The sequence below is a fragment of the Actinosynnema sp. NPDC020468 genome, from assembly GCF_040642015.1.
GTDB lineage: Bacteria > Actinomycetota > Actinomycetes > Mycobacteriales > Pseudonocardiaceae > Actinosynnema.
On sequence record NZ_JBFAEO010000025.1, the window covers coordinates 85,306 to 109,821 of the forward strand.

The window sequence follows — 24,516 nt, forward strand, 5'->3', positions numbered from 1 at the left end:
GGGTTGCAGCACGACGTGAGGCACTTCGACCTGGTCATCATCGGTACCGGCTCCGGCAACTCGATCGCGGACGAGCGGTTCGCCGACCTCGACATCGCCCTCGTCGAGAAGGGCGTCTTCGGCGGCACGTGCCTGAACGTCGGCTGCATCCCGACGAAGATGTTCGTGCACACGGCGGACGTCGCGGCGACACCTGCGGCCGGCCGCAGGCTCGGCGTGGACGCCACCCTCGAGGGCGTCCGGTGGACCGACGTCCGGGACCGGATCTTCGACCGCATCGACCCGATCGCCGAGGGCGGTCGCCGGTGGCGCGCCGAGGGCAACGCGAACGTCACCGTCTACGAGGGCACCGCGCGCTTCGTCGGCCCGAAGACGCTCGACACGGGCACCGGCGAGGTGATCACCGCCGACCGGTTCGTGATCGCCGCCGGCGGCCGGCCGGTCGTGCCGGACGTGGCGGACCTGGACCGCGTCGGCTACCACACGTCCGACACGGTCATGCGCCTCGACGCGCTCCCGCCCCGGTTGACCATCCTGGGCAGCGGGTTCGTGGCGGCCGAGTTCGCGCACGTGTTCTCGTCGTTCGGCGTCGCGGTCACCGTCGTCGCGCGCTCGGAGGTGCTGCTGCGCCACGAGGACCGCGAGATCGCCGAGCGGTTCACCGGGATCGCGAGGGGCAAGTGGGACGTCCGGACCAACCGCAAGGCGGTGCGCGCCGAGCGGGTCGACGGCGTGGTGCGGCTGCACCTCGAGGGTCCGGACGGCTCGGAGGTGGTCGAGTCCGAGGAGTTGCTGGTCGCGGTCGGCCGCACGCCGAACACCGACCTGCTCGACCTGGCGACCGCGGGCGTGGAACTGCACCCCGACGGCCGGATCCGGGTGGACGACTTCCAGGAGACGACCGCGCCCGGCGTCTACGCCCTGGGCGACATCTCCTCGGAGTACCAGCTCAAGCACGTGGCCAACCACGAGGCGCGCGTCGTGCAGCACAACCTGCTGCACCCCGACGACCGGATCCGCTCCGACCACCGGTACGTCCCGTCGGCGGTCTTCTCCTCGCCGCAGATCGCGTCGGTGGGGTTGACCGAGGAGCAGGCCCGCGAGCGCGGCGTCCGGTACGTCACCGGCACCCAGCCCTACGGCGCGATCGCGTACGGCTGGGCGATGGAGGACGAGACCGGTTTCGCGAAGGTGCTGGCCGACCCGGCGACCGGGGAGATCCTGGGCGCCCACGTGATCGGGCCGCAGGCGCCGACGGTGGTCCAGCCCCTGATCCAGGCGATGAGCTTCGGCCTCGACGCGCGCTCGATGGCGCGCGGGCAGTACTGGATCCACCCGGGCATGCCCGAGGTGGTGGAGAACGCCCTGCTCAACCTGCCGCTGGACTAGGGCGCCCGCACGCCAGGAGAACCGGCCGGACCCCTCGTGCCTGCCGGGCTTCCTGGCGTGTCCGGGGGCTCGGGTGTCCCCGCGTTCCGAGGATCGCGCCCGATCACCGGGGCGTTACGCGGACTCAAACCGTGCGGGGACGACCCGCGATCACGCCCAGCGCGGTGAGCGCGAGCAGCAGCGCCACCAGCACCAGCATCGACAGCGTCCAGGTGCCGGTCGCGCCGCGCAGCACGCCGAACGCGAACGGCCCGGCCGCCGAGATCAGGTAGCCGATGCTCTGCGCCATGGCGGAGAGCCGGGCGGTGTCGGCGGTGGTCGAGGTGCGCAGCGAGATCATCACCAGCGCGAGCGGGAACATGCCCATGCCGACACCGATCAGCACCACCCACAGGGCGGGCGCGGCGGCGGGCGCCAGCGCCAGGCCCAGCACGCCGGCGGCGGACAGCGCGCCCAGCACGAGCACGAGCCAGGACTGGCTCGACCGGCGGGCCGCGAGCGGCGGCACGATCAGCGACACCGGCACGCCGAGCACCATCGTGACGGCGAGCAGCAGCCCGGCCGTGGTCCGGCCGACGCCGGAGTCGACCAGGATCTGCGGCAGCCAGCCCATGACGGTGTAGGCGAGCAGCGACTGGAGCCCGAAGAACACCGTGATCACCCACGCGAGCGGACTGCGGACCAGCGAGCGGCGCGGCGCGGCGGCACGGGCGGGGGCGACGCGGGCGACGACGCCGTGGCGCGCGCCGGACAGCCACACCAGCAGGGCCGCCAGCGACAGGAATGCCCAGGCGCCGGCGGCGAGCCGCCACCCGCCCAGGGCCGACTCCAGCGCGGGGGTGAAGGCCGCGCCCACGGCGGCGCCGGCGGCGAGCGCGGCGGTGTAGACGCCGGTCACCAGCCCGACCCGGTCGGGGAACGAGTCCTTGACGACGACCGGGATCAGCACGTTGCACACCGCGATGCCGGCGCACGCGACGAACGTGCCGCCCAGCACCACGGCGGGCCCGTCGAGGACCCGGAGCACGAGGCCCGCGGTCAGCACGGTCAGGGACAGCGCGACGGCGCGCGCCATGCCGAACCGGCGGCCCAGCCACGGCGCGAGGAACGCGGCGAAGCCGAAGCACAGCGTCGGCACGGCGGTGAGGACGGACGTCCAGGCGACCGACACGCCGAGCGAGGAGCGCACGTCGCCGATCACCGAGGCCAAAGAGGTGACCGCGGGCCGCAAGTTTGCCGCCGCGAGCGCTACTCCGATCGCCAACAGGGTGCTGCCGACCAGGGCAACTTGTCGCCGGGCGGGCGCCGAACCGGCCGCCGTACCAGAAGGATGTGCCGCGATCGTCGCATCGCCACGCGGATCAGTGGCAGGGTGGACGGTCGACGGTGTCCGGTCTGGCCCGGTGTGCTGGATCGTCACCGGACTACTATCGCAGACATGGGATGTTCGGATGAAAGGATGGCGCTGTGCCGTTGGCCACTACCCGGCGGGCTGGACTCGTCGACCAGGTGATCGACCAGATGAGGGCGGCGATCGCCGGCGGTGAATGGCCGGTCGGGCAGCGCATCCCGCCGGAACCCGAGTTGGTGACCGCGCTCGGCGTCGGCCGCAACACCGTCCGCGAGGCGGTGCGGGCGCTGTCCCACGCCGGCCTGCTGGAGGTGCGCCAGGGTGACGGCACCTTCGTGCGCGCCACCAGCGAGCTCTCCGGCGCGGTGCGCAGGCTGTGCGGCAGCGAGCTGCGGGACGTGCTCCAGGTGCGCCGCGTGCTGGAGGTCGAGGGCGCGCGACTGGCCGCGGTCAACCGGACCGACGACGAGCTGCGCCGGCTCACCGAACTGCTCGCCGAGCGCGACGAGGCGATGTCCGCCAAGGACTGGGAACTGCTGGTCGAGCGGGACGCCGCGTTCCACGTGCTGCTGGTGCAGCTCTCGCACAACACCCTGCTCGCCGAGCTCTACCAGGGGTTGACCGAGGCGGTCCGGGCGAGCATCAACGCGACCGTCGAGCGCGACCACGAGGACGACCAGATCTCGCACGCCGGCCTGCTGGAGGCGGTCCGCGACGGCGACCCGCAGCGCGCGGCCGCGGAAGCGGGCGGGTTCCTCGAGCAGCTGCTGGAGCGGCACGGCGACTGACCGGGTCCCGATACTTTCGACGCCGATGGATCGGGCCGATCCAGGCGGAGAAAGGCGGGAACCTCCCAGGACGGCGGATTCCTGGGAGGTCCCCTGGTGGTTGGTCTTTCGGCGCGGGCGGCGAAACCCATCGCACACCTGGTTCTCGTCCTGCGCCACGCATCGCTACACGCCGTTGCCAGACCGTTATCTCACGCCGTGCGACGCTGCTCCCAACAGCCGCGCAGTGCCCCGATCGTGGCGGTGATCGCGGGCCGGCGGGTCGCCTGCGTGCGCCACACGGCGAAGATCCGCCGGGTGGGCGTCGGCGTGAACGGCACCGCGCGCACCGCGTCCGGCAGCGCGCCGCGACCCAACCTCGGCAGCAGCGCGACCCCGATGCCCCGGGACAGCAGCGCCAGCTGGGTCTCGTACTCGGCGATCCGGTAGGCCAGGTCGGGTTCCATGCCCGCGCCCCGGAAGGTGTTCACCAGCCAGCTGTGGCAGATCGTGCCCTCGGGCTGGCAGATCCAGCGCTCGCCCGCGAGGTCGCCGGGCGTGACGGCGGACCGGTCGGCCAGCGGGTGCCCGGCCGGCAGCAGCACGTCCGCGACGTCCTCGCCCAACTGCACCCGGGACGCCGAGTCCGGCACGGCCAGGGGCGTGTTCACCCAGTCGTGGGTCACCGCCAGGTCCAGCTCACCGCGCGCGACGGCCTCCAGCGCGTCCGGCGGGTCGATCTCGACGAGTCGCACGTCCAACCCCGGGTGGTCGGCGGCCAGCCGCACCAGCGCCTCGGGCAGCAGCCCGCGCGCGGCCGTGGCGAACGCGCCGATCCGCAGTTCCCCCACCGCCGCGCCGCGCTGCTCCTCCAGCGTCACCTCGGCCTGCTCGACCAGCGACAGCACCCGACCCGCGGTGTCCGCGAGCTGGTGGGCCGCGTCGGTCAGCGCGACGCCGCGACCGCGCCGTTCCAGCAGCGTGGTGCGGGTTTCGCGCTCCAGCTTGGCGATCTGCTGGGACACCGCCGAGGGCGTGTAGCCGAGCGCGTCGGCCGCCGCGCCGACCGAGCCGTGCACCGCGACGGCGTGCAGCGCGCGCAGTCTGCCGAGATCGAGCATGTAGCGATGCTAAACCAAAAAGTTCAGAACTACTCGCTGGTGCTTAACCATGAGCCCGCTCAGACTCGATTCCGTGAAACCACGGGACGTCGCCATCGCGGTGCTGGTCGCCACCATCTGGGGGATCAACTTCGTCGTCATCAAGGTCGGCCTCCGCGACTTCCCGCCGCTGCTGTTCACCGGACTGCGCTTCCTGGTCGCGGCGCTGCCCGCGATCTGGCTGGTGCGCCGGCCGGGCGTGGCGTGGCGGTGGGTGGTCGCGGTCGGGCTGCTGCTGGGCGTGGTGAAGTTCGGGCTGGTGTTCGTCGGCATGGCCGCCGGGATGCCCGCCGGGCTGTCCTCGCTGGTGCTGCAAAGCCAGGTGGTGTTCACCGTGCTGTTCGCGGCGGCGTTCCTCGGCGAACGACCGCGGCCCGCGCAACTGGCGGGCATGGGCGTGGCGGCGCTGGGCATCGTGCTGATCGCCCTGGACTACGGTCTGTCCGGCCCGCTGTCCGCACTGCTGCTGGTGGTGCTGGGCGCGGTGGCGTGGGGCCTGTCGAACGTGGCCACCCGCTTCGCCAAGCCGCCCCACCCGATGAGCTTCAACGTGTGGACGAGCGCCGTGGCCGTGCTGCCGCTGCTCGGGTTGTCCCTGGTGTTCGAGGGTCCGGCCGCCGACTGGCACGCGCTGGCGAACCTGACGTGGACGGGCGCGGGCGCGATCGCGTTCATCGCCTACGTGTCGACGCTGCTCGGCTTCGGGCTGTGGAACTTCCTGCTGAGCAGGCACGACGCGAGCACCGTGGTGCCGTTCGCGCTGCTGGTGCCGGTCGCCGGGATGTTCTCCGGCTGGCTGTTCCTGGACGAGACGGTCACCGCGACCCGGCTGGCCGCGGCCGCCCTGGTCGTCCTGGGCATGGCCGCGACCACCGTGCGACTGCCGACGAAGCCGACCGAAACCCTCCTGGCACCGCGCCGGGTACCGACCCGCGTCGGCGAGTGACCACCCGACCGGGTGATCACACCTCCGGGGCGCCCGCCGGCGGCACCACGGGCAACCCCGCGGGCGCGCCGCCCTCGATCAGCCGCCACACCGCGTCGGTGTCCAGGTGGTCCGCGACCAGGTCGCCCAGCAGGTCCAGCTGCGCGACCCGGCGCGCGGCGAAGTCGGTGTCCGGCGCGGGCGTGAAGCCGTCGCGACCCGCGTGGCCCGCCGCCCAGCGCAGGAACGCCCGGCGGAACGCGTCGTTCTCCAGCAGGCCGTGCCAGTGGGTACCCGCGACGCGGCCCCTCAGCGCCCCCTCAGAGGTCCCGTCGGCCAGCCCGACCAGTCCCGCCTCACCACACCGCGTCACCCGCCCGTGGTGGATCTCGTAGCCCGTGACGGCCTCCCCAAACGCGGTGCCGCGCGGTCGGCTCAGGGTCTTGTCCGGCGCGAACGCCACGTCGACGTCCAGCAGCCCCAGGCCGGGCACCTCGCCCGCGCCCGACTCCACGTCGTCCTCGATCCGCGCGCCGAGCATCTGGAACCCGCCGCACACGCCCAGCACCGGCCCGTCGAACGCGGCCACCGCGTCGGCCAACCCGGTCGACCGCAGCCACGCCAGGTCCGCCACGGTCGCCTTGGACCCCGGCACCACCACGAGGTCCGCGTCCGCCAGCCGGGACGGCTCGGTCACGAACCGCACCGACACACCCGGCTCGCACGCCAGCGCCTCGACGTCGGTCGCGTTGGAGATCCGCGGCAGCCGCACCACGGCGACCCGCAACCACTGCGTCCCCACCGGCGGGCGCGGGCGGCCGATCACCCCGTCGGCGGCGTAGGACAGCGAGTCCTCGGCGTCGAGCCACAGGTCCTCGCGCCACGGCAGCACGCCGTGCACCGGCCGCCCGGTCAACGCCTCGATCTGCCGCAGCCCGGGCGCGAGCAACGCCGGGTCGCCGCGGAACTTGTTCACCACGAAGCCCGCCACCAGCGCCTGGTCGGCCGGGTCGAGCAACGCCAGGGTGCCGAACAGGTGCGCGAAGATCCCGCCCCGGTCGATGTCGCCGACCACCAGCACCGGCAGGTCCGCGGCCCGCGCCAGACCCATGTTCGCGATGTCGGTGGCCCGCAGGTTGATCTCGGCCGGCGAGCCCGCGCCCTCGCACACCACCACCTCGTGGTCCGCCCGCAGCGAGTCCAAAGTGGACAGCACGGTGCCGAACAGCTCGGCCTTGCGCTCCCGGTAGGTCAGCGCGGACACCGTGCCCTGCGCCCTGCCCAGCACGACGACCTGCGAACTCCGGTCTCCGCCCGGCTTGAGCAGCACGGGGTTGAACCGCACGCTCGGCTCCAGCCCGCACGCCGCCGCCTGGAGCGCCTGCGCCCGGCCGATCTCGCCGCCGTCGGCCGTCACCACCGAGTTGTTCGACATGTTCTGGGCCTTGAACGGCGCGACCCGGACCCCGCGCCGGGCCAGCCACCGGCACAGTCCGGCGACCAGGACGCTCTTGCCCGCGTCCGAGGTCGTGCCGGCCACCAGCAGTCCACCGCTCACAAGTCCCCCTGGTTGTCGGTCCGGACTGACATCATCCACACCATGGTCGACGCCACCGCGGTCCTGGTGCACAGCCCCTACCTGGGACCGGCAAGCCTCCGCCCGCTCGCCGGCGCGCTGGGCGCGCTCGGGCACCCCGTGCTGCTGCTCGACCTGAGGGTCACGGTGAACGCCGCGCCGGTGCACCAGCGGCTCATCGGGTCGTTCGCCGACGCGGTGGAGGACTCGCTGGTCGAGGGCTCGCTGGTGCTCGTGGGCCACAGCGCGGCCGGTCCGCTGCTGCCCGCGTTCGCCGACGCGCTGGAGACGCCCGTCACCGGTCTGGTCTACCTCGACGCCGAGCTGCCCACGCCCGGCCGCGCGTGGCGCGACGACGCCGACCCGGAGCGGATGACCAGGCTCAAGGCCATCTCCCGCGCCGGGCTGATGCCGCGCTGGGACCGGTGGTTCGCGCCCGAGGAGCTGTCCGCGATGATGCCCGACCCGCGCCAACTGGAGGAGATCGTCGCCGAGGCGCCCGAGGTGCCGCTGGCGTTCCTCAAGGAGACCAGGCCGTCGGTCGGGTTCACCGGGCCGCAGGGCTACCTCCGGCTCAGCGACGCCTACGCCGGTCCCGCCGCGAAGGCCGCCGAGCTGGGCTGGCCCGTCGAACGGCTGCCCGCCCACCACCTCGCCGCCGCGACCTCGCCGGACGAGGTGGCGGCGGCGGTGCTGCGGGTCGTCAGCAGGTGGTGAGGATCTCCGCGCCGGTCTCGGTCACCAGGATCGTGTGCTCGAACTGGGCGGTCCAGCTCTTGTCGCGGGTCGTCACGGTCCACGTGTCGGCCCACACGTCGTGCTCGATGCCGCCGAGGGTGATCATCGGCTCGATGGTGAACGTCATGCCGGGCTCGATCAGCGTCGGCACGTGCGGCGCGTCGTAGTGCAGCACCACCAGGCCGCTGTGGAACGTGCGGCCGATGCCGTGTCCGGTGAAGTCGCGCACCACGCCGTAGCCGAACCGGTTGGCGTAGGCCTCGATGACCCGGCCGACCACGTTGAGCTGCCGACCCGGGACGACCGCCTTGATCGCGCGCAGGGTCGCCTCGTGCGTGCGCTCGACGAGCAGTCGGTTCTCCTCGCTCACGTCGCCCGCGAGGAAGGTCGCGTTGGTGTCGCCGTGCACGCCGCCGATGTAGGCGGTCACGTCGATGTTGACGATGTCGCCGTCCTGCACCACCGTCGAGTCGGGGATGCCGTGGCAGATGACCTCGTTCAGCGAGGTGCAGCAGGACTTCGGGAAACCCCGGTACCCCAGCGTCGACGGGTACGCGCCGTGGTCGCACAGGAACTCGTGTGCCACCGCGTCGATCTCGTCGGTGGTGACGCCGGGCACGACGACCCTGCCCGCCTCCTGGAGCGCCTGCGCGGCGAGCCGTCCCGCGACCCGCATCGCCTCGATCACCTCGGGCGGCTGCACCCAGGGATCGGTGTTGCGACGGGGTTCCTTGCGGTCGACGTACTCGGGCCGCTCGATCGAGTCGGGCACCGGACGTCGCGGTGACAGCACACCTGGTTTGAGGACGGCACGCACGGACATACCGACACAGTACGGCGCACCGTCACCGCGCCGTCGCGGTGTGCCCGCAATGTGGTCAGGCTCCCGTCCACCGCCTGCCGGCCCGCACCAGCCGGTCGCCCACCACCACGCGGCGTCGGCCGAGCACGCTCACCAGGGCCACCTCGACGCCCACCCGGCGGTCGATCTCACCGTCCGCGGCGCCCTGTCCCGCGACCCACTCCCGCAGCGGCCCGGCGTGCTCGGCGGGCACCGCGTCGAGGTCGGGCAACGGCGCGTAGTCGGTGTCCCGCAACACCAGGCCGGCGGGGGCGGGCGATCGCGCGGTGGTGATCCCGCGCTGCACCCGGAGTCCGTCGAACGCGCTCACCACGCCCGTGCCGGCGCACCGGGAGCACGGTCTCGTGCCGTCGCCGCACGCGCAGGGCGCCCGACCCGAGCCGCCGCACCGGTGGCAGATCCGCTCGCGCGCGCCGTCGCAGTAGTAGCACCGGTCCAGGCTGTGCCGGCACTCCGGGCACGGCTCCGTACGCGGGCACTCGACCTCGCCCGTGCCGCGGCACAGCGGGCACCGCTCGGTGTGGCCTTCACCGCAGTCCGGGCACCCGGTCGCGACCACGTCGCCGCGGCCGAACCAGACGCCGGCGGTCCACGGCTCGGGCACGACGGGCTGCGCCCCGACCGGACCCGGTCGTTCCTCCGGCGCCCGCGACACCCACTCCAGCAACCGGGTCACGGTCACCCTCGGGTACCAGAGCGTGACCACGTCACCCGACCCGCGGGCCCACGGTCGGCGTAATCGGAGCACCGCGCGCACCTCGTGGTCCGGGCGCGGCGGCGGCCAGCCGGTCACCCGATCGACCGGAGGAACTTCGCGGACACCTCGATGGCCGGCACCGAGGAGTTGGCGCCCAGCAACAACGTCGCGAACGCCACGTCGCCCCGGTAGCCGACGAACCAGCCGTGCGAGTTGACGCCGTCGCCGAACTGCGCGGTGCCCGTCTTGCCCCGCACGTCGCCCAACCCGGTCAGCAGCTGCGCGGTGCCGGACTCCACGACCTCGCGCATCATGCCGCGCAACGGTTCCAGCACGGTCGGCGCGGGCGCGACGGGCTTGTGGTCGGCCTTCACCTCGCGACCGCGCAGCAGGCTCGGCGTCGGCATCGAGCCCTTCGCGACCGTCGCGGCCACCAGTGCCATGCCGAACGGGCTGGCCAGCACCTTGCCCTGACCGAAGCCGTCCTCGGCCCGTTCGACCACGTCGGAGGCGGCGGGCACGGAACCGGTGACGGTGGTGACGGCCGGGATGTCGAAGTCGACGCCGAGGCCGAACGAGTCCGCGGCCTTGGTCAGCGCGTCGGCGGGCAGGTCGGCGGCCAGCGAGGCGAAGGTCGTGTTGCAGGAGAACGCGAACGCCGAGTGCAGCGGGATCTGGCCCTTGTCGAACTCGTGGTCGTTCGGCACCACGCGCCGGCCGTCGATCGTGGTCCTGCCCGGGCACGGCAGCACGGTGTCCGCGGTGACCTTGCCGGAGGACAGCCCGGCCGCCGCCGAGACGATCTTGAACGTGGAGCCGGGCGGGAACCGGCCGGTCAGCGCCAGCGCGCCCTCGGCGTCGGCCGCCGCGTTCTGCGCCACCGCCAGCACCTCGCCGGTCGACGGCTGCACGGCCACCAGCATCGCCGCGCCGGTCACCGGCTCCACCGCGTCCTCGGCCGCGGCCTGGATCGACCGGGACAACCCGGTGGTGATCGCCTGCGCGGGTTCGGGCGCGGCGTCGAACAGCTGGTCCACCTCGCCGCCGGCCGCGTCCACGGTGAACACCCGCACCCCGGACCGGCCGGCGATGTCGTCCTCGACGAACTTCCGCACCGCGGGCAGCACCTGCGACCCGAAGTCCCGGGACTGCGCCAGCAGGCTCGTCCGGCTGGTGAACCGCACCCCGGGCAGCTCGTAGATGGCGGGTTTGGCCGTCTGGTAGTCCGGGTCGCGCAACGCGGCCACCTGGTAGACCTGACCGGCGGGCGTCTTCGCGACACCGTCCACGACGGCCTGTTGCGTGATGGCCTTGTCGATCGGCGACAGCGCGGCGGCCAGCGCGCCCGCCACCGCCTGCACGTCACCGGCCTCCTTGGGGTCGAGCAGCACCGACACCACCTGCTCGGGCGCGAGCAGCGTCGACCCGTCGCGGTCGAGCACCGGCGCGAGCGCGGGCGTCACGTCCGCCTTGCCCACGGTCTGCTGCGCGGTCAGCTTCGGGTGCACGACCCCCGGCGCCCAGTGCACCTTCCAGTCGTCGGTTTCCCGGCGCAGGTCGAATTTGGTCTGGTACTTCCACACGTGGTCGTGCCCGAGGTCCCACTCCAGCGACGCGGTGGCGTCCGCCGAGGACGACTCGCCCGCGGACCGCACCTGGTCCACCGAGGCCTTGACGCCGGCCGGTTTCACCGCGCCGCGGACCTGGTCGAGCAGCGCGCGCGCCTTGGCCGGGTCGTCGGTCAGGGCGGACGCGCCCTCCGTGTCACCGGAGGCGAAGCGGTTCAGGAAGTCGGCCGCGACGTCGTTCGGACCGGGGTGCGAGGAGAACAGGCCGCACCCGCTCAGCACCAGGACGGGCACGACGGCCAAGGCGAGCCTGCGCACGATCACGGAGCCGAGTATGCCCCGACCCGATCGGGACGTTCAGAACAACACGGTCGCGTACTGCCCGACCTGGGTGAAGCCGATCTTCTCGTACGCCGCGCGCGCCACCGCGTTGTAGCAGTTCACGTACAGCGAGGCGGTCCGGCCGAGGCCGCGCACCAACCGTTCGGCGACGGCCGCCGTTCCCGCCGTGCCGACACCGTGGCCGCGGCGGTCCGGGCGCACCCACACGCCCTGGATCTGGCCGACCTTGGCCGACATCGCCCCGATCTCGGCCTTGAAGACCACCTCGCCGCCCTCGAACCGGGCGAACGCCCGCCCGCTCGCGATCAGCTCGGCCACCCGCGCCCGGTAGGACGCGCCGCCGTCCTCGGCGCACGGGTCGACGCCGACCTCCTCCACGAACATGGCGATCGCGGCCGGCAGGTACCGGTCCAGCTCCTCCGGCCGCACGGGGCGCACCAGCGGGTCCGGCGTGATCGACGCGGTGCGGCCCAGCGCCATCAGCGGCTGGTCGCCGCGCACCTCGCGGGCCGGACCCCAGTCCGGCGCCAGTTCCTCCCACAGCCCCAGCACCTGCTCGGCCGGGCCGACCAGGGAGGAGCACATCCGGCCACGCCTGCGCGCCCGGTCGGCGAACCCCCGCAGCGCGGACGCGTTGCCGCGCAGCGGGATCAGGTTCGGACCGGCGAAGCACAGCGCGTCCAGCCTGCCGCCGCGCAGCGAGCGGTGGTCGTAGGACCACACCTCGCCGCCCAGCCGCCAGGGGTCCAACCCCGCGACCTCCACCCGGGAGGCGACCATGCAGGACGCCACCGGGTCGGCCGCCAGCACGGCGAGGACCTCGGGCAGATCCCGCTCGTCGAGCAACCGCGCTCCGGCCAACCTCAGCACGGCTCAAGCCTGCCAGATCCGACCGGCATTCGGACCATCGACCACCCGCTCAGCCGACCGTCACCACCGGTTCGCCGGTCGCGGACTCGCCCATCTCCTCGGCGATCCGCATGGCCTCCTCGATGAGGGTTTCCACGATCTGGTGCTCGGGCACGGTTTTGACGACCTGGCCCTTGACGAAGATCTGCCCCTTGCCGTTGCCGGAGGCCACCCCGAGGTCGGCTTCGCGCGCCTCGCCCGGACCGTTGACGACGCAGCCCATGACGGCCACCCTCAGCGGCACCTCCATGCCCTCCAGACCGGCCGTGACCTGCTCGGCGAGCGTGTACACGTCGACCTGGGCGCGCCCGCAGGACGGGCAGGAGACGATCTCCAGCTTGCGCGGGCGCAGGTTGAGCGACTGGAGGATCTGGTGGCCGACCTTGACCTCCTCGACCGGCGGCGCGGACAGCGAGACCCGGATCGTGTCGCCGATGCCCTGGCGCAGCAGCGCGCCGAACGCGACGGCCGACTTGATCGTGCCCTGGAACGCCGGACCGGCCTCGGTCACGCCCAGGTGCAGCGGGTAGTCGCACTGCTCGGCCAGCAGCTCGTAGGCGCGGACCATGATCACCGGGTCGTTGTGCTTGACCGAGATCTTGAGGTCGTGGAAGTCGTGCTCGGCGAACAGCGACGCCTCCCACAGCGCCGACTCGGCCAGCGCCTCGGGCGTGGCCTTGCCGTACTTGGCCATCAGCCGCGGGTCGAGCGAGCCCGCGTTGACGCCGATGCGGATCGGTGTGCCGTGGTCGCGCGCGGCGGCCGCGATCTCCTTGACCTTGTCGTCGAACTTCTTGATGTTGCCCGGGTTCACCCGGACCGCGGCGCACCCGGCCTCGATCGCGGCGAACACGTACTTGGGCTGGAAGTGGATGTCCGCGATCACCGGGATCTGGGACTTCCTCGCGATCGCCGCGAGCGCGTCCGCGTCGTCCTGCGACGGGCACGCGACGCGCACGATGTCGCAGCCGGCCGCGGTCAGCTCCGCGATCTGCTGGAGGGTCGCGTTGACATCGGCCGTGAGCGTCGTCGTCATCGACTGGACGGACACCGGGAACTCGCTCCCGACGCCGACCGAACCCACCATGAGCTGGCGGGTCTTCCGTCGTTCCGACAACACGGGAGGCGGCAATGCCGGGATACCGAGCATCACGCCGTCACTCATGGACTAACACCTCTCACTGGCCGAGCCTGATGGGGTTGACGATGTCGGCGGTGACCGTCAGCAGCGTCACGGCACCACCGACGAAGATCACGAAGTAGGTCAGCGGCAGCAGCCGCAGGTAGTTCACCGGGGCGCCGTCGGGCAGTCCGCGCAGCCCCCGGATCCAGTTTCGCACCCGCTCGTAGAGGTTGACGGCGATGTGACCACCGTCAAGCGGGAGCAGCGGCAGGAGGTTGAACACACCGACGAAGAAGTTCAAGCCGGCGAGCATCAGCCAGAAGAACGGCCACAGGCCCTGCTCGACCGCCTCGCCGCCGAGCCGGCTCGCGCCGACCACGCTGACCGGGCTGTCCAGGTCCCGCTTCTCGCCGCCGATGGCCTTGATCACCGCCGGGATCTTCTGCGGGAACTTGAGCAGGCCCTCCCAGGTGTTGGCGAACATCGTGCCGGTGAACCTGGTCGCGCCGCCGACCGCGGTCAGCGCGTTGTAGGAGAACCGCACCTGGTGGACGACGCCGATCGCGCCGACCTCCTGCTTGTAGGTCGAGCCGTCCTTGCGCTGGAGTTCGCGCTCGACCCGGGCGACGTCCGCGGTCAGCGTCAACTCCTGGTCGCCGCGCTTGACCAGGTAGGTGGTCTGCCCGGACCGGAGCCGGGTTTCGTCCACCACCTCGGTCCAGGTCGGCGTGGTCTTGCCGTTGACGGCCAGGATCTCGTCGCCCGGCTGGAACCCGGCGTCCTTGGCCGGCGCCGGGTCGCCCGCCTTGCACTCCTGGTTCGGGTCGGCCGTCACGCACGCGGGAACCTCGGCGACGACCGCGGTGTCCTTGACGTTGGGCAGACCGAACGTGGCGGCCATGACGTAGAGGATGATGAAACCGATGATGAAGTGCGCGATCGAGCCGGCGGACAGCACGACCACGCGCTTCCAGGTCTTCTGCCGGTAGAACGCCCGGGGCGCGTCCTCGGGACGCACCTCCTCCAGCGCGGTCATGCCGGTGATCTCGCAGAACCCGCCGGCCGGGATGACCTTGAGCCCGTACTCGGTCTCGCCGCGGCGGAACGACCAGATCTTCGGGCCGAACCCGATGAAGTACCGGGTCACCTTCATCCCGAACATCTTGGCCGTCGCCAGGTGGCCGAGCTCGTGCAGCGCGATCGAGATGCCGATCAGCAGCGCGAACAGCAGGATGCCCAACAGGAAGACCACGTCTCTAGTCCCTTCCAGACCCCACCGGAGTGGTCACCAGTTCCCGCGCCCGCGCGCGTGCCCAACCCTCGGCCGCCAGCACCTCGGCGACGTCGGAGGGCTCGTGCGCCCACCCGTCCGCCTCGGCCAGCACCCGCTCGACCGTGTCGACGACGGACAGGAAGGACGTGCCGCCGGCGAGGAAGGACGCGACCGCTTCCTCGTTGGCGGCGTTGTACACCGCCGGGAGGCACCCGCCCGCGGAGCCGGCCTGCCTGGCCAGCCGCACCGCCGGGAACACCTCGTCGTCCAGCGGCTCGAACGTCCAGGCCGTCGCCAGGTCGAAGGTACACGCGGCGGCGGCGCCCGGTACCCGGTCCGGCCAGCCGAGACCCAGCGCGATGGGCAGCCTCATGTCCGGCGGGCTGGCCTGCGCGAGCGTGGAGCCGTCGGTGAAGGTGACCATCGAGTGGATCACCGACTGCGGGTGCACGACCACGTCGATCCGGTCGTAGGGCACGCCGAACAGCAGGTGCGCCTCGATCAGCTCGAGGCCCTTGTTGACCAGGGTCGCCGAGTTGACGGTGATGACCGGGCCCATGGTCCAGGTGGGGTGGGTGCCCGCCTGCTCGGCCGTCACGTCGCCGAGCTGCGCCCTGGTCCGGCCGCGGAACGGGCCGCCGGACGCGGTGAGCACGAGCCGCGCGACCTCGTTCGCCGTGCCGCCGCGCAGGCACTGGGCCAGCGCGGAGTGCTCCGAGTCGACCGGCACCAGCTGACCGGGCCTCGCCGCGCGCAGCACCAGCGGGCCGCCCGCGATCAGCGACTCCTTGTTGGCCAGCGCGAGCGTGGCGCCGGTCTCGAGCGCCTTGAGGGTCGGCTCGAGGCCGATGGAGCCGGTGATGCCGTTGAGCACCACGTCGGCGGGCGCGGCCTCGACCACGTCGACCATGGCGGTCGGGCCGGCCAGGATCCTGGGCACCTTGTACTCGCCGCGCGAGAACCCCCGCCGCTGCGCCTCCGCGTAGAGGGCGAGCGTGAGGTCCTCGACGGCGGTGGCGCGGGCGACCGCGACCACGGGCGCACCGGACTCGACGGCCTGGCGGGCGAGCAGCGCCGGGTCGGACCCGCCGGCGGCCAGCCCGGCCACGGTGAACCGGTCCGGGTTGGCGGCGACGACGTCGAGGGCCTGCGTGCCGATGGACCCCGTGGAGCCGAGGACCAGGACGCTGCGTGGAGTGCTCATCGCCGCCCATTGTTCCGGACCGGCGCCGAAAGCCCCGCACCGCGGTCGCCGTCTCAGGAGATTCTTATAACGGAACGATAACACAGGAGTGGGTTCACCCGAACGTGGGCATTCCTCAATCAAGCGCCGCACGGATCCGAACCGTCGCGGCACGCAGGAAGGAGAGCCCCCGTGGGCATCTTGGGTTGGATTGTCCTGGGCTTGATCGCCGGCGCCATCGCGAAGGCCCTCATGCCTGGTCGCGACCCGGGCGGCATCATCATCACGATGCTGCTGGGCATCGTCGGCGCCATCGTGGGCGGTTTCGTCGGCCGGGCCCTGTTCGGCACCGACATCAACACGTTCTTCGACCTCAGCACGTGGCTGCTCGCGATCCTCGGATCGCTGATCGTGCTCGGCATCTACCGGTTGGTCACCGGCAACCGCGCGAGGGCGTAACCCCTGCGGCACCCGGCCCCGTCACCCCGCAGGGTGACGGGGCCGTTCCGCGTCCGCTCACCCCGCGAGGCCCGCGTCCCTGGCCAGCAGCGCGGCCTGCACCCGGTTGGTCAGCCCCAGCTTGGCCAGCAGCCTGCTGACGTAGGTCTTCACCGTCGCCTCGCTCATGTGCAGCCGCTGGCCGACGTCCGCGTTCGACATGCCGAGGCCGAGCAGCGACAGCACCTCCACCTCGCGCTCGGTCAGGCCGCCGACCTGCTTGATCGCCTCCTGCCGGCGCGGCTGGCCGACCTGGGCGACCATGCCGACCACCCGGCTCGTGACCATCGGCGACAGGTACGCCTCGCCCGCGTGCACCGCCCGCACCGCGCGCAGCAGCTCCTCCGGCGCGGAGTCCTTGAGCAGGAAGCCCGCCGCGCCGTCGGACAGCGCGCGCACGATGTTGTCGTCCTCGCCGAACGTGGTGAGCACCACGACCCGCACCGACGGCGCCACCGACTTCAGCTCCCGCGCCGCCGCGAGCCCGTCCAGCCGGGGCATCCGGATGTCGAGCACCGCCACGTCCACCCGGCGTTCGAGGGCGCACTGGACGGCTTCCCGCCCGTCGCCCGCCTCGGCGACCAGCTCGATGTCGTCGGCGGTGCCGAGGATGGCCTTGATGCCCGCGCGCATCAGCGGCTCGTCGTCGGCGATGAGGACCCGGATCAACGCTCACGTCCCTTGCAGGTGGGTGTTCTTCTCCACGACCCTGCCGTCCCGGAAGCAGAACCGCACGATCTTCGTGCCGCCGGAGCTGTAGGACTGCTCGTCGGCGACCCGGTACACGCAGGACGAACCCGGCGGTTCGGCCGGCGCGTCGGTCCGGATGTCGCCCAGCGGCGGCTCCGCGCCCTCCGGGAGCCTGGACATCACCTCGGGTTCCGGCTCGCCGACGGTGATCGAGGCGTACAGGTCCTCGGTGACGACCTTGGTCGGCCGCTGCGTGCCGATGAAGGTGTACCCGCCCACCACCACCAGCACCACCAGCCCGGCCAGCAGGATCGACCCGACACCGGCCCACTTGCGGATGCCGCCGGGTCGTCTCGGCACGCCGGGCGGCTCGTCGTCGGGCTCGTCGTCGGCCGCCGCGGTGTCCTCGTACGGCAGCACGGCCGCGATCCGGAACCCGCCCGCGGGCAGTTCGCCGACGTGCAGCATGCCGCCCGCCAACCGGACCCGCTCGCCCAGCCCGACCAGGCCGAACCCGGTGCCCTTCGGCCGCTTGACCAGCGGCGGGTTGTTGCGGACCTCCACGACCAGCGCGTCCGGCTCGTACTTCACGGTGACCTGGACGCTCGCGCCGGGCGCGTGCTTGCTGGCGTTGGTCAGGCCCTCCTGGGCGATCCGGTAGGCGGCGTGGCTGACCTTCACCGGCAGCGGCCGCGCCTGCCCGCCGCGCACCAGCCCGACCCGGACCCCCGCCCGCCGGGCGCCCTCGACCAGTTCGTCGATGGCGTCCACGGTGCGCCGGACCTGGTCCTCCTCGGGTTCGTCGCGCCGCAGCACGCCGATCACCGCGCGCAGCTCCTCCATCGCGGTCAGCGCCGCGCCGCGCAGCACCAGGACGGCTTCGCGCTGGCTCTCGCCGAGACCGGGGTCCAGGGTGAGCGCGCCCGCGTGCACCGAGATCAGGCTGAGCCGGTGGCCGAGGCTGTCGTGCATGTCCTGCGCGATGCGGTTGCGCTCGCGGAGCCGGACCTGGCGGGACACCATCCGGCGCTCGGCCGTGGTCCGCTCCTCGCGCTCGTGCAGCGCGGCCACCAGGGCGTTGCGCTGCGCGGCGTACCGGCCGACCAGGAACGGCAGCACGATCACCATCCCGTACACGGTCAGCATGACCCACGAGTTGAACGGGCCGGACATGCCGGGCGAGGACGAGTCCCAGGCCAGGATGTGCAGCGCCAGCGCGAAGGTCGCGGTCTGCAACGCCCGCTGCCACGAGCCGATCCGGTAGCCGGCGGCGTAGCTGAGCATGATGATCGCCGCGACGCCGCCGTGCTCGACGCTGAACACCAACCAGGTGCCGGCGAGCAGGGCGATGGCCGGGAAGACCAGGCGCAGCAGGTAGAGGCCGACGAACGCGGCGCCGAGCGCGGCCACGCCCCAGCCGTGCGGGCGGTGGTCGCCCGCGAGGACGCCGGGCCAGACGTCCAGCACCACCAGCAGCGCGATCCCGCACAGTTCGCGGACCGCGCGCAGCGGCGTGACCTCGCGCAGGCGCTGGGCGTGCGCGTGGACGAACTGGGCCGGCGCGGTGCGCAGGTCCGGCAGTTCGGCGCGGAAGCGCTGCACGACAGACGTCACGGTCGTCACGGTAGGTCAAGCCCCCGTGCGGGTGCGGCGGCCTTCGGTCGCGCGCGCCTCCGACGAAAGTTGACGGGCCCTCCACGCCGCGGCCAGCACGCCCGCGACCAGCAGCGCGGCGGAGGTCGCGACGAGGAGCGTGGACAGCGCGACGATCTCCGGCGAGACGCCCCGCTTGCTCGCCTGGGCATAGACGAACACCGGCAACGTGGTCGACCCGACGCCGGTCAGGTAACTGGAGGTGACGACGTCGTCGAACGAAAGGAGGAATGCGAACGCCGCGCCCGCCGCGACCGCCGGGGCGACGAGGGGAAAGGTGACGGTGCGGAAGGCGGTGACCGGTCCGGCACCCAGATCAGCGGCGGCTTCCTCCAATCGGGTGTCCATTCCGGCTATTCGGGCGCGGACCACGACGACCACGAAACTCAGCGAGAAGGCGACGTGCGCGGCGAGCAGCGCCCCGAATCCGAGCGGGATGCCGGCCAGCTTGACGCAGAACCCGAGGACCGCGACGCCCAGGACGACCTCGGGCACGACCAGCGGCAGCCCGAGCAGCACGGTCCAGAGGCCGCGACCGGGGAAGGCCGTGCGCAGGCCGAACGCGGCGAGCGTGCCGACGACGGTCGAGACGACCGCACTGGTCCCGGCCAGGCGGAGGGTGAGGGCGAGCGAGTCGAGCACCCGCGAATCCCCGAACAATTCCCCGTACCACCGGGCGGAAAACCCGGTGATCCGACTGAGCGACCGCGACTCGTTGAACGACACGACCGCCAACCACGCGATAGGCGCGTAGAGGAAAACGAACACCCCACCGACAATCCCGCCCAGAACCCAAGGCCTCCGCCCCACCACTCCCCCTCGAATACCCACGCCCTTCCGGAACCACCCGGAAACCTACCGACCCCACTCGTTCCCAGCGACCTTTACCCGCACCGCGCCCAGGTCACAGGATTGTAGAATCGTAGAACAATCCCCCCACCCCACAAGAGAACAACCGCCCGCTCGCTACACACTTCGCCGACCCGACGCGCCCGCCCGCCTGCAACAGTCCACCGCGAAACCGCCGCAGGCGCCCACCTCACCACCTGACACGACAGCCACGTCTCAAGCGCCCGTCAGCCTCCGCGCCCTGCCACACCCACCGCCCGGCCAACGCGCTCGCAGTCCCACCCGGCACACCCGAGCCAAGCCAAGCGACATCACTCCACCGACTCCGCCGCGAAGCGCACCAGCTCCACCCAAGCGACCGTCAGCCCACCGCACCCTGCCGAACCCTGCCGCACGCAGTTCCACCCGGCGCGGCCCGCACGACATCGACCCACCCCACGCCTCCCGAGCCAAGCCAAGCGAAACCACTCCACCCGACTCCGCCGCCAAGCGCACCACCCACCACCCACCACTCACCGGGCAACCCGCGACCCCGCCGTGCCGCCGTGCCGCCGTGCCGCCGTGCCGCCGTGCCGCCGTGCCGCCGTGCCGCCGTGCCGCCGTGCCGCCGTGCCGCCGTGCCGCCGTGCCGCCCTGCCGCCCTGCCGCCCTGCCGCCCTGCCGCCCTGCCGGGAGGATTGTTGAACGATTCTATGTGTGAAAGGTAGGGCGAAACGGCCCGATCACAGCACGTCCTCCGCCCGCCGACTGCGCAACAGCAACGCCACCACCACCAACAGCAACAACAACACCGCCATCGCCGACCCCAACGGCCAGTTGTTGCCACCCCGGAACTGGTCGTCGATCACGCTGCCGAACGTCGACTGCTCCACCCCTCCCAACAACCGCGGCGTCACGAAGTCCCCCGTCGCCGGCACCGCCACCAGCAGCACCCCCGCCGACACCCCGGGCAGCACCCCCGGCACCACCACCCGCAGGAACGTCGACACCGGCCCCCGCCCCAGGTCGTACGACGCCTCCACCAACCGGAAGTCGAAGCGCTCGCACGCCACGTAAAGCGGCAGCACCATGAACGGCAGGAACCCGTAGGTCAGCCCCAGCACCACCGCCCCGTGCGTCAGCAGGAACCCGCCGTCCCGCCCCAGCCCGACCTCGGACAACAGCCGGTTCACCACCCCGTCCCCGTCCAGCAACGCCTTCCACGCGTAGATCCGCGCCAGGTAGCTCGACCAGAACGGCACCAGCACGGCCACCAGCAGCACGTTGCGCCACCGCCCCGCGTGCCGCGTCAGGAACCACGCCACGGGAAACCCCAGCACCAGGCACAACACCGTGGTCACCGACGCGTAGGCCAGGGTCCGCCCGAAGATCGGCAGGAACGCCGGGTTCAACGCCGTCACGTACGCGTCCACGGTCCACGGCAGCACCGCCCGGGCCACCCCGGTGTCCCGCGTCGCGAAGCTGAACTGCACCACCAACGCCAGCGGCGCCAACAGGAACACGCCCAGCCACAACCCGGTCGGCGCCAGCAGCCCGGACGCGACCAGCCACCGCCGCGGCCCGCTCACCCGGTCTTGACCCTGGTCCACGCGTCGGCGTACCGGGCCTCGACCTCGGCGCCCAGGTCCTTGGTGAACGGCAGCTTCGCCAACCGCTCCGCCGACGGGTACACGAGCGGGTCGTCCAGCAGCGCCTTGTCGATCAACGGCTTGGCCGCCGCGTTGGGACTCCCGTACCGCACCGCGTTCGACAGCGCCGCCCCGACCTCGGGCCGCAGCACGTAGTCGATGAACCGGTGCGCGTTCTCCGCGTGCGGCGCGTCCTTGGGCACCACCAGCAGGTCCACATAGGACAGACCGCCCTCGGTCGGTATCGCGTACCCGACGTCGGGGTTGGCCGACCGCGCCTGGAACGCGTCGCCCGAGTAGCACTGGGCCAGCGGCACCTGCCCGCCGGTCAGCGGCTCGATCACGTCCGAGGTGATCTGCCCGATCCGCTTCTTCAACTCCAGCAACACCTTCACCGCGTCGTCCAGCTCGCCGGCCACCGCGGTGTTCGGGTCGTGCCCGGCCTTGAGCAGCCCCAGCGCCAACCCGTCCCGCGCCTCGTCCAGGATCGTGCTGCGCCCGGCCGCCGCCGCGAGGTCGAACGCGGAGAACCCGGTCACCTCGCCCAGCGCGGACTTCGAGTAGGCCAACCCCGTGGTGCCCCAGGCCCACGGCACCGAGTACCGGTTGCCGGGGTCGTAGTCGGCCTCCGCGAACCGCTTCTCCAGGTTGACCAGGTTCGGCAGCAGGTCGTGGTCCAGCGGCGAGAGCAGCCCGGACCGCAGGAACCGGCGCAGGAAGTTGTCGCTGGGCACCACGAGGTCGTACCCCGCGGCGCCGGAGGAGATCTTGGCCTCCATCTCGTCGTTGGTGCTGAAGTTGTCGTAGGTGACCTGGACGCCGGTCGCGGCGGTGAAGCCGGTCAGCGTGTCGGGCGCGATGTAGTCGGTCCAGTTGTAGAAGTTCAGCCGCGCCTCGGCCTTGGCGTTGGTCGCCTTGGTCGCGCTCGCCGAACCGGGCGCGCTCGTCGTCGGCGCCGCGCCCACCCCGCACGCGCCGGTCGCCGCCAGCGCGAAGAACGACGCCGAGCGCAGCATCGTCCGCCTGCTCACCCCGCCGTCCCACAGCCGGGCGACGCGGACTTCCTGCTCACTCATCGGCGCTCCCCAACAGCACGGTGAACTCGGGATCCCAGGCCACCCGGACGGACTGCCCCGGCGAGCCGGCGTCGTCGACGCGGCGGGTGTTCTGCACGAACGCCACCAGCGCGTCCCCGCCCGGCACGTCGACCACGTACTGGGTCGAGGAGCCGGTGTACACGACGTCGCGCACCGACCCGGCGAACTCGCACCACCCGGCGGGCGCCCGCGTCGCGGCGTCGTACAGGTGGACCTTCTCCGGCCGCACGGTCGCCGCGACCCGCTGCCCGTGCGCCACCGCCGCGCCGGGCCGGGCGCGCAACCGGGTCACGCCGGGGGCGGCGAGCTCGACCCACGGACCGTCCACTCCGGACACCGTGGCGTCGAGGATGTTGGAGGTGCCGATGAACCCGGCGACGAACCGGGTCGCGGGCCGCTCGTAGACGTCCTCCGGGTAGCCGACCTGCTCCAGCCGGCCCGCGTTCATCACCGCGACCCGGTGGGACAGCACCAGGGCCTCCTCCTGGTCGTGCGTCACGTAGAGGAACGTGGTGCCGACCTCGCGCTGGATGCGCATCAGCTCCATCTGGAGTTCCTTGCGCAGCACGGCGTCCAACGCGCCCAACGGCTCGTCCAGCAGGAGCAGCCGCGGCCCGGCGGCGAGCGCGCGGGCGATCGCCACCCGCTGCTGCTGGCCGCCGGAGAGCTGCGCCGGACGGCGGCGCGCGTACGGCGTCAACCGGACCAGGTCGAGGTGCTCGCCCACCCGCGCGCGCACCGCGGCCCGGTCCAACCCCTTGCGCTTCAGGCCGTACGCCACGTTGTCCCACACGCTCAGGTGCGGGAACAGCGCGTAGGACTGGAAAACGGTGTTCACGTCGCGCCGGTACGGCGGCACGCCGACCATGTCCACGCCGTCGAGTTCGATGCGCCCGGCGCCGGGGTGCTCGAAGCCCGCGACCATGCGCAGCAACGTGGTCTTGCCGCAGCCGGACGGGCCGAGCACGGAGAAGAACTCCCCTTCGTGCACCCGCAACGTGAGGTCGTCCACCGCGGTCTGGTCCGCGAACCGCTTGGTGACGCCGTGCAGCCCGACCGCGACCGGCGCGTAGGTGTCGGGGGCGCGACCTTCGGCCGGTAGGAAACCCCGATCGGTCAACTCGTCAGCCTCTCAGGCGACCCGGAACCCCCGCCCGCGGCAGGGGGTGCGGCGCGGAAGCACGCGATGGCCGAGGGTAGACGGAGCCGGGGTGCCGCGCACCTCACGTGCCGTCGCGCGCGCGTGTGTGCGACGATTGCGCCGTAGGTGAACCGGATCGGGCAGGAAGGTCGTGCGGCTGTGTCTTCGTCCTCTGAACTGGACAAGCGTCCGGCGGTCGACCCGCACGACGAGCCCTCGGCCGCGTGGGGCTGGCACGGCACGTTCCCCAAGGGCATCCGGATCGCGGGCTGGCTGTCGACGCTGGCGGTGTTCTCGCTGCTGATCGGCAACCACCACGGCCACACCGAGAACCTCTACATCATCGGCACCGGCGCGACGCTGGCCCTGCTGCTGATCTGGGAGCAGGTCCGCAGCCGCACGTCCTGGCGCCGGTAAGCCTCGGTCGCCGAGATACGGGCGACTCACCGGTATCCCCCGTACGGGGCAACAAGCTCCCATCTGTTGAGCCTCGGTTGCGCGCATGCGCATAGGTCGATTGGCTCAGTGGTGCGCGCGCATCCGTCGTCACCACTTGAGAACAGGACCCACGCCATGTCCGTCACGGACGAACTCCTGGCGAACAACGCCGCCTACGCCGAGCAGTTCACCGGTCCGCTCCCCCTGCCGCCGGCGAAGCACATCGCCGTGGTGGCGTGCATGGACGCCAGGATCGACGTCTACCGCGTGCTCGGCCTGAACGAGGGCGAGGCGCACGTCATCCGCAACGCGGGCGGCGTGGTCACCGAGGACGAGATCCGCTCGCTCGCGATCAGCCAGCGCCTGCTGGGCACCCGCGAGGTGATCCTCGTCCACCACACCGACTGCGGCATGCTGACCTTCACCGACGACGACTTCAAGCGCTCGATCCAGGAGGACGTCGGCGTCAAGCCCGCCTGGGCCGCCGAGGCGTTCTCCGACCTGGACGAGGACGTGCGCCAGTCGATCGGGCGCATCCGCAACAGCCCGTACATCCCGGTCAAGGACTCGATCCGCGGGTTCGTGTTCGACGTCGCGACCGGCAAGCTCAACGAGGTCGTCTGACCCACCGCGGCGGGCCCGTGTCGCCACACGGGCCC

23 protein-coding genes are annotated in these 24,516 nt (G+C 72.3%); 7 read left to right on the top strand and 16 right to left on the bottom strand.

Going from position 1 to position 24,516, the window contains the following annotated elements; translation table 11 throughout:
* The first annotated feature begins 15 nt into the window (after window positions 1-15).
* Window positions 16-1,389 carry a mycothione reductase gene (locus AB0G50_RS19605; RefSeq protein ID WP_360110322.1) on the top strand — a complete coding sequence of 458 codons (1,374 nt, stop codon included), beginning with the start codon at window positions 16-18 and terminating at the stop codon, window positions 1,387-1,389.
* A 124-nt stretch (window positions 1,390-1,513) separates the two neighbouring features.
* On the opposite strand, the gene AB0G50_RS19610 is transcribed toward AB0G50_RS19605, so the two are convergent.
* Window positions 1,514-2,599, bottom strand: coding sequence for an MFS transporter (locus AB0G50_RS19610; protein WP_360110248.1), 1,086 nt, complete (start codon window positions 2,597-2,599; stop codon window positions 1,514-1,516).
* Window positions 2,600-2,856: 257 nt separating this feature from the next.
* Here AB0G50_RS19610 and AB0G50_RS19615 point away from each other — a divergent pair, with 257 nt between their 5' ends.
* Window positions 2,857-3,528, top strand: a complete 672-nt coding sequence (locus AB0G50_RS19615) for a FadR/GntR family transcriptional regulator (protein ID WP_360110250.1) — start codon at window positions 2,857-2,859, stop codon at window positions 3,526-3,528.
* A 191-nt stretch (window positions 3,529-3,719) separates the two neighbouring features.
* On the opposite strand, the gene AB0G50_RS19620 is transcribed toward AB0G50_RS19615, so the two are convergent.
* Complete coding sequence (locus AB0G50_RS19620) at window positions 3,720-4,628, bottom strand: LysR substrate-binding domain-containing protein (RefSeq protein ID WP_360110251.1); 909 nt, start codon at window positions 4,626-4,628, stop codon at window positions 3,720-3,722.
* A gap of 73 nt (window positions 4,629-4,701) precedes the next feature.
* Here AB0G50_RS19620 and AB0G50_RS19625 point away from each other — a divergent pair, with 73 nt between their 5' ends.
* Window positions 4,702-5,613: an EamA family transporter gene (locus AB0G50_RS19625; RefSeq protein ID WP_360110254.1), complete on the top strand. Its 912-nt coding sequence runs from the start codon at window positions 4,702-4,704 to the stop codon at window positions 5,611-5,613.
* 16 nt (window positions 5,614-5,629) lie between these two features.
* On the opposite strand, the gene AB0G50_RS19630 is transcribed toward AB0G50_RS19625, so the two are convergent.
* Entirely contained in the window at window positions 5,630-7,150 is a 1,521-nt protein-coding gene (locus AB0G50_RS19630; protein WP_360110257.1) for a cobyric acid synthase, read from the bottom strand.
* A 42-nt stretch (window positions 7,151-7,192) separates the two neighbouring features.
* On the opposite strand from AB0G50_RS19630, the gene AB0G50_RS19635 reads away from it, so the two are divergent.
* Window positions 7,193-7,885 (top strand): hypothetical protein, encoded by a 693-nt coding sequence (locus tag AB0G50_RS19635; protein WP_360110260.1) that lies wholly within the window; start codon window positions 7,193-7,195, stop codon window positions 7,883-7,885.
* On the opposite strand, the gene map is transcribed toward AB0G50_RS19635, so the two are convergent.
* Genes map through dxr form a run of 7 tightly spaced genes read right to left on the bottom strand, consistent with a single transcriptional unit; the run spans window position 7,872 to window position 15,884 of the window.
* Window positions 7,872-8,729, bottom strand: coding sequence for a type I methionyl aminopeptidase (gene map / locus AB0G50_RS19640; protein WP_360110263.1), 858 nt, complete (start codon window positions 8,727-8,729; stop codon window positions 7,872-7,874). The genes AB0G50_RS19635 and map overlap by 14 nt on opposite strands.
* Before the next feature lie 55 nt (window positions 8,730-8,784).
* Window positions 8,785-9,561: a hypothetical protein gene (locus tag AB0G50_RS19645; RefSeq protein ID WP_360110266.1), complete on the bottom strand. Its 777-nt coding sequence runs from the start codon at window positions 9,559-9,561 to the stop codon at window positions 8,785-8,787.
* A complete protein-coding gene (locus AB0G50_RS19650) occupies window positions 9,558-11,357 on the bottom strand; it encodes a penicillin-binding transpeptidase domain-containing protein (protein WP_360110269.1) in 1,800 nt (599 codons plus the stop codon). Before AB0G50_RS19650 ends, AB0G50_RS19645 begins: the two co-directional genes overlap by 4 nt.
* Window positions 11,358-11,390: 33 nt before the next feature.
* Window positions 11,391-12,245 carry a GNAT family N-acetyltransferase gene (locus AB0G50_RS19655; protein WP_360110272.1) on the bottom strand — a complete coding sequence of 285 codons (855 nt, stop codon included), beginning with the start codon at window positions 12,243-12,245 and terminating at the stop codon, window positions 11,391-11,393.
* A 49-nt stretch (window positions 12,246-12,294) separates the two neighbouring features.
* Window positions 12,295-13,449, bottom strand: coding sequence for a flavodoxin-dependent (E)-4-hydroxy-3-methylbut-2-enyl-diphosphate synthase (gene ispG, locus AB0G50_RS19660; protein WP_360110275.1), 1,155 nt, complete (start codon window positions 13,447-13,449; stop codon window positions 12,295-12,297).
* 13 nt (window positions 13,450-13,462) lie between these two features.
* Entirely contained in the window at window positions 13,463-14,659 is a 1,197-nt protein-coding gene (locus AB0G50_RS19665) for a site-2 protease family protein (protein ID WP_360110277.1), read from the bottom strand.
* Between the two features lie 4 nt (window positions 14,660-14,663).
* Window positions 14,664-15,884, bottom strand: coding sequence for a 1-deoxy-D-xylulose-5-phosphate reductoisomerase (dxr, locus tag AB0G50_RS19670; RefSeq protein WP_360110280.1), 1,221 nt, complete (start codon window positions 15,882-15,884; stop codon window positions 14,664-14,666).
* A 171-nt stretch (window positions 15,885-16,055) separates the two neighbouring features.
* On the opposite strand from dxr, the gene AB0G50_RS19675 reads away from it, so the two are divergent.
* Window positions 16,056-16,322: a GlsB/YeaQ/YmgE family stress response membrane protein gene (locus tag AB0G50_RS19675; protein WP_360110283.1), complete on the top strand. Its 267-nt coding sequence runs from the start codon at window positions 16,056-16,058 to the stop codon at window positions 16,320-16,322.
* 57 nt (window positions 16,323-16,379) lie between these two features.
* Here the strand turns inward: AB0G50_RS19675 and AB0G50_RS19680 are convergent, their stop codons facing one another.
* The 6 genes from AB0G50_RS19680 to AB0G50_RS19705 form a co-directional block, all read right to left on the bottom strand.
* Window positions 16,380-17,030 (bottom strand): response regulator transcription factor, encoded by a 651-nt coding sequence (locus AB0G50_RS19680; protein ID WP_360110286.1) that lies wholly within the window; start codon window positions 17,028-17,030, stop codon window positions 16,380-16,382.
* Window positions 17,031-17,033: 3 nt separating this feature from the next.
* Complete coding sequence (locus AB0G50_RS19685; protein WP_360110289.1) at window positions 17,034-18,665, bottom strand: histidine kinase; 1,632 nt, start codon at window positions 18,663-18,665, stop codon at window positions 17,034-17,036.
* Between the two features lie 15 nt (window positions 18,666-18,680).
* On the bottom strand, window positions 18,681-19,472 hold the full coding sequence (locus AB0G50_RS19690) for an ABC transporter permease (RefSeq protein WP_360110292.1): 792 nt from the start codon (window positions 19,470-19,472) through the stop codon (window positions 18,681-18,683).
* Window positions 19,473-20,275: 803 nt separating this feature from the next.
* Window positions 20,276-21,121, bottom strand: coding sequence for an ABC transporter permease (locus tag AB0G50_RS19695; RefSeq protein WP_360110295.1), 846 nt, complete (start codon window positions 21,119-21,121; stop codon window positions 20,276-20,278).
* Window positions 21,118-22,257 carry a spermidine/putrescine ABC transporter substrate-binding protein gene (locus tag AB0G50_RS19700; RefSeq protein WP_360110298.1) on the bottom strand — a complete coding sequence of 380 codons (1,140 nt, stop codon included), beginning with the start codon at window positions 22,255-22,257 and terminating at the stop codon, window positions 21,118-21,120. The genes AB0G50_RS19695 and AB0G50_RS19700 overlap by 4 nt, the downstream gene beginning before the upstream one ends.
* Window positions 22,250-23,398 carry an ABC transporter ATP-binding protein gene (locus AB0G50_RS19705; RefSeq protein WP_360110301.1) on the bottom strand — a complete coding sequence of 383 codons (1,149 nt, stop codon included), beginning with the start codon at window positions 23,396-23,398 and terminating at the stop codon, window positions 22,250-22,252. The genes AB0G50_RS19700 and AB0G50_RS19705 overlap by 8 nt, the downstream gene beginning before the upstream one ends.
* A gap of 180 nt (window positions 23,399-23,578) precedes the next feature.
* Between AB0G50_RS19705 and AB0G50_RS19710 the strand changes: the two genes are divergently transcribed.
* Window positions 23,579-23,836, top strand: coding sequence for a DUF2631 domain-containing protein (locus AB0G50_RS19710; protein WP_360110304.1), 258 nt, complete (start codon window positions 23,579-23,581; stop codon window positions 23,834-23,836).
* Window positions 23,837-23,992: 156 nt separating this feature from the next.
* On the top strand, window positions 23,993-24,481 hold the full coding sequence (locus AB0G50_RS19715; RefSeq protein WP_360110307.1) for a carbonic anhydrase: 489 nt from the start codon (window positions 23,993-23,995) through the stop codon (window positions 24,479-24,481).
* Window positions 24,482-24,516: the final 35 nt, after the last annotated feature.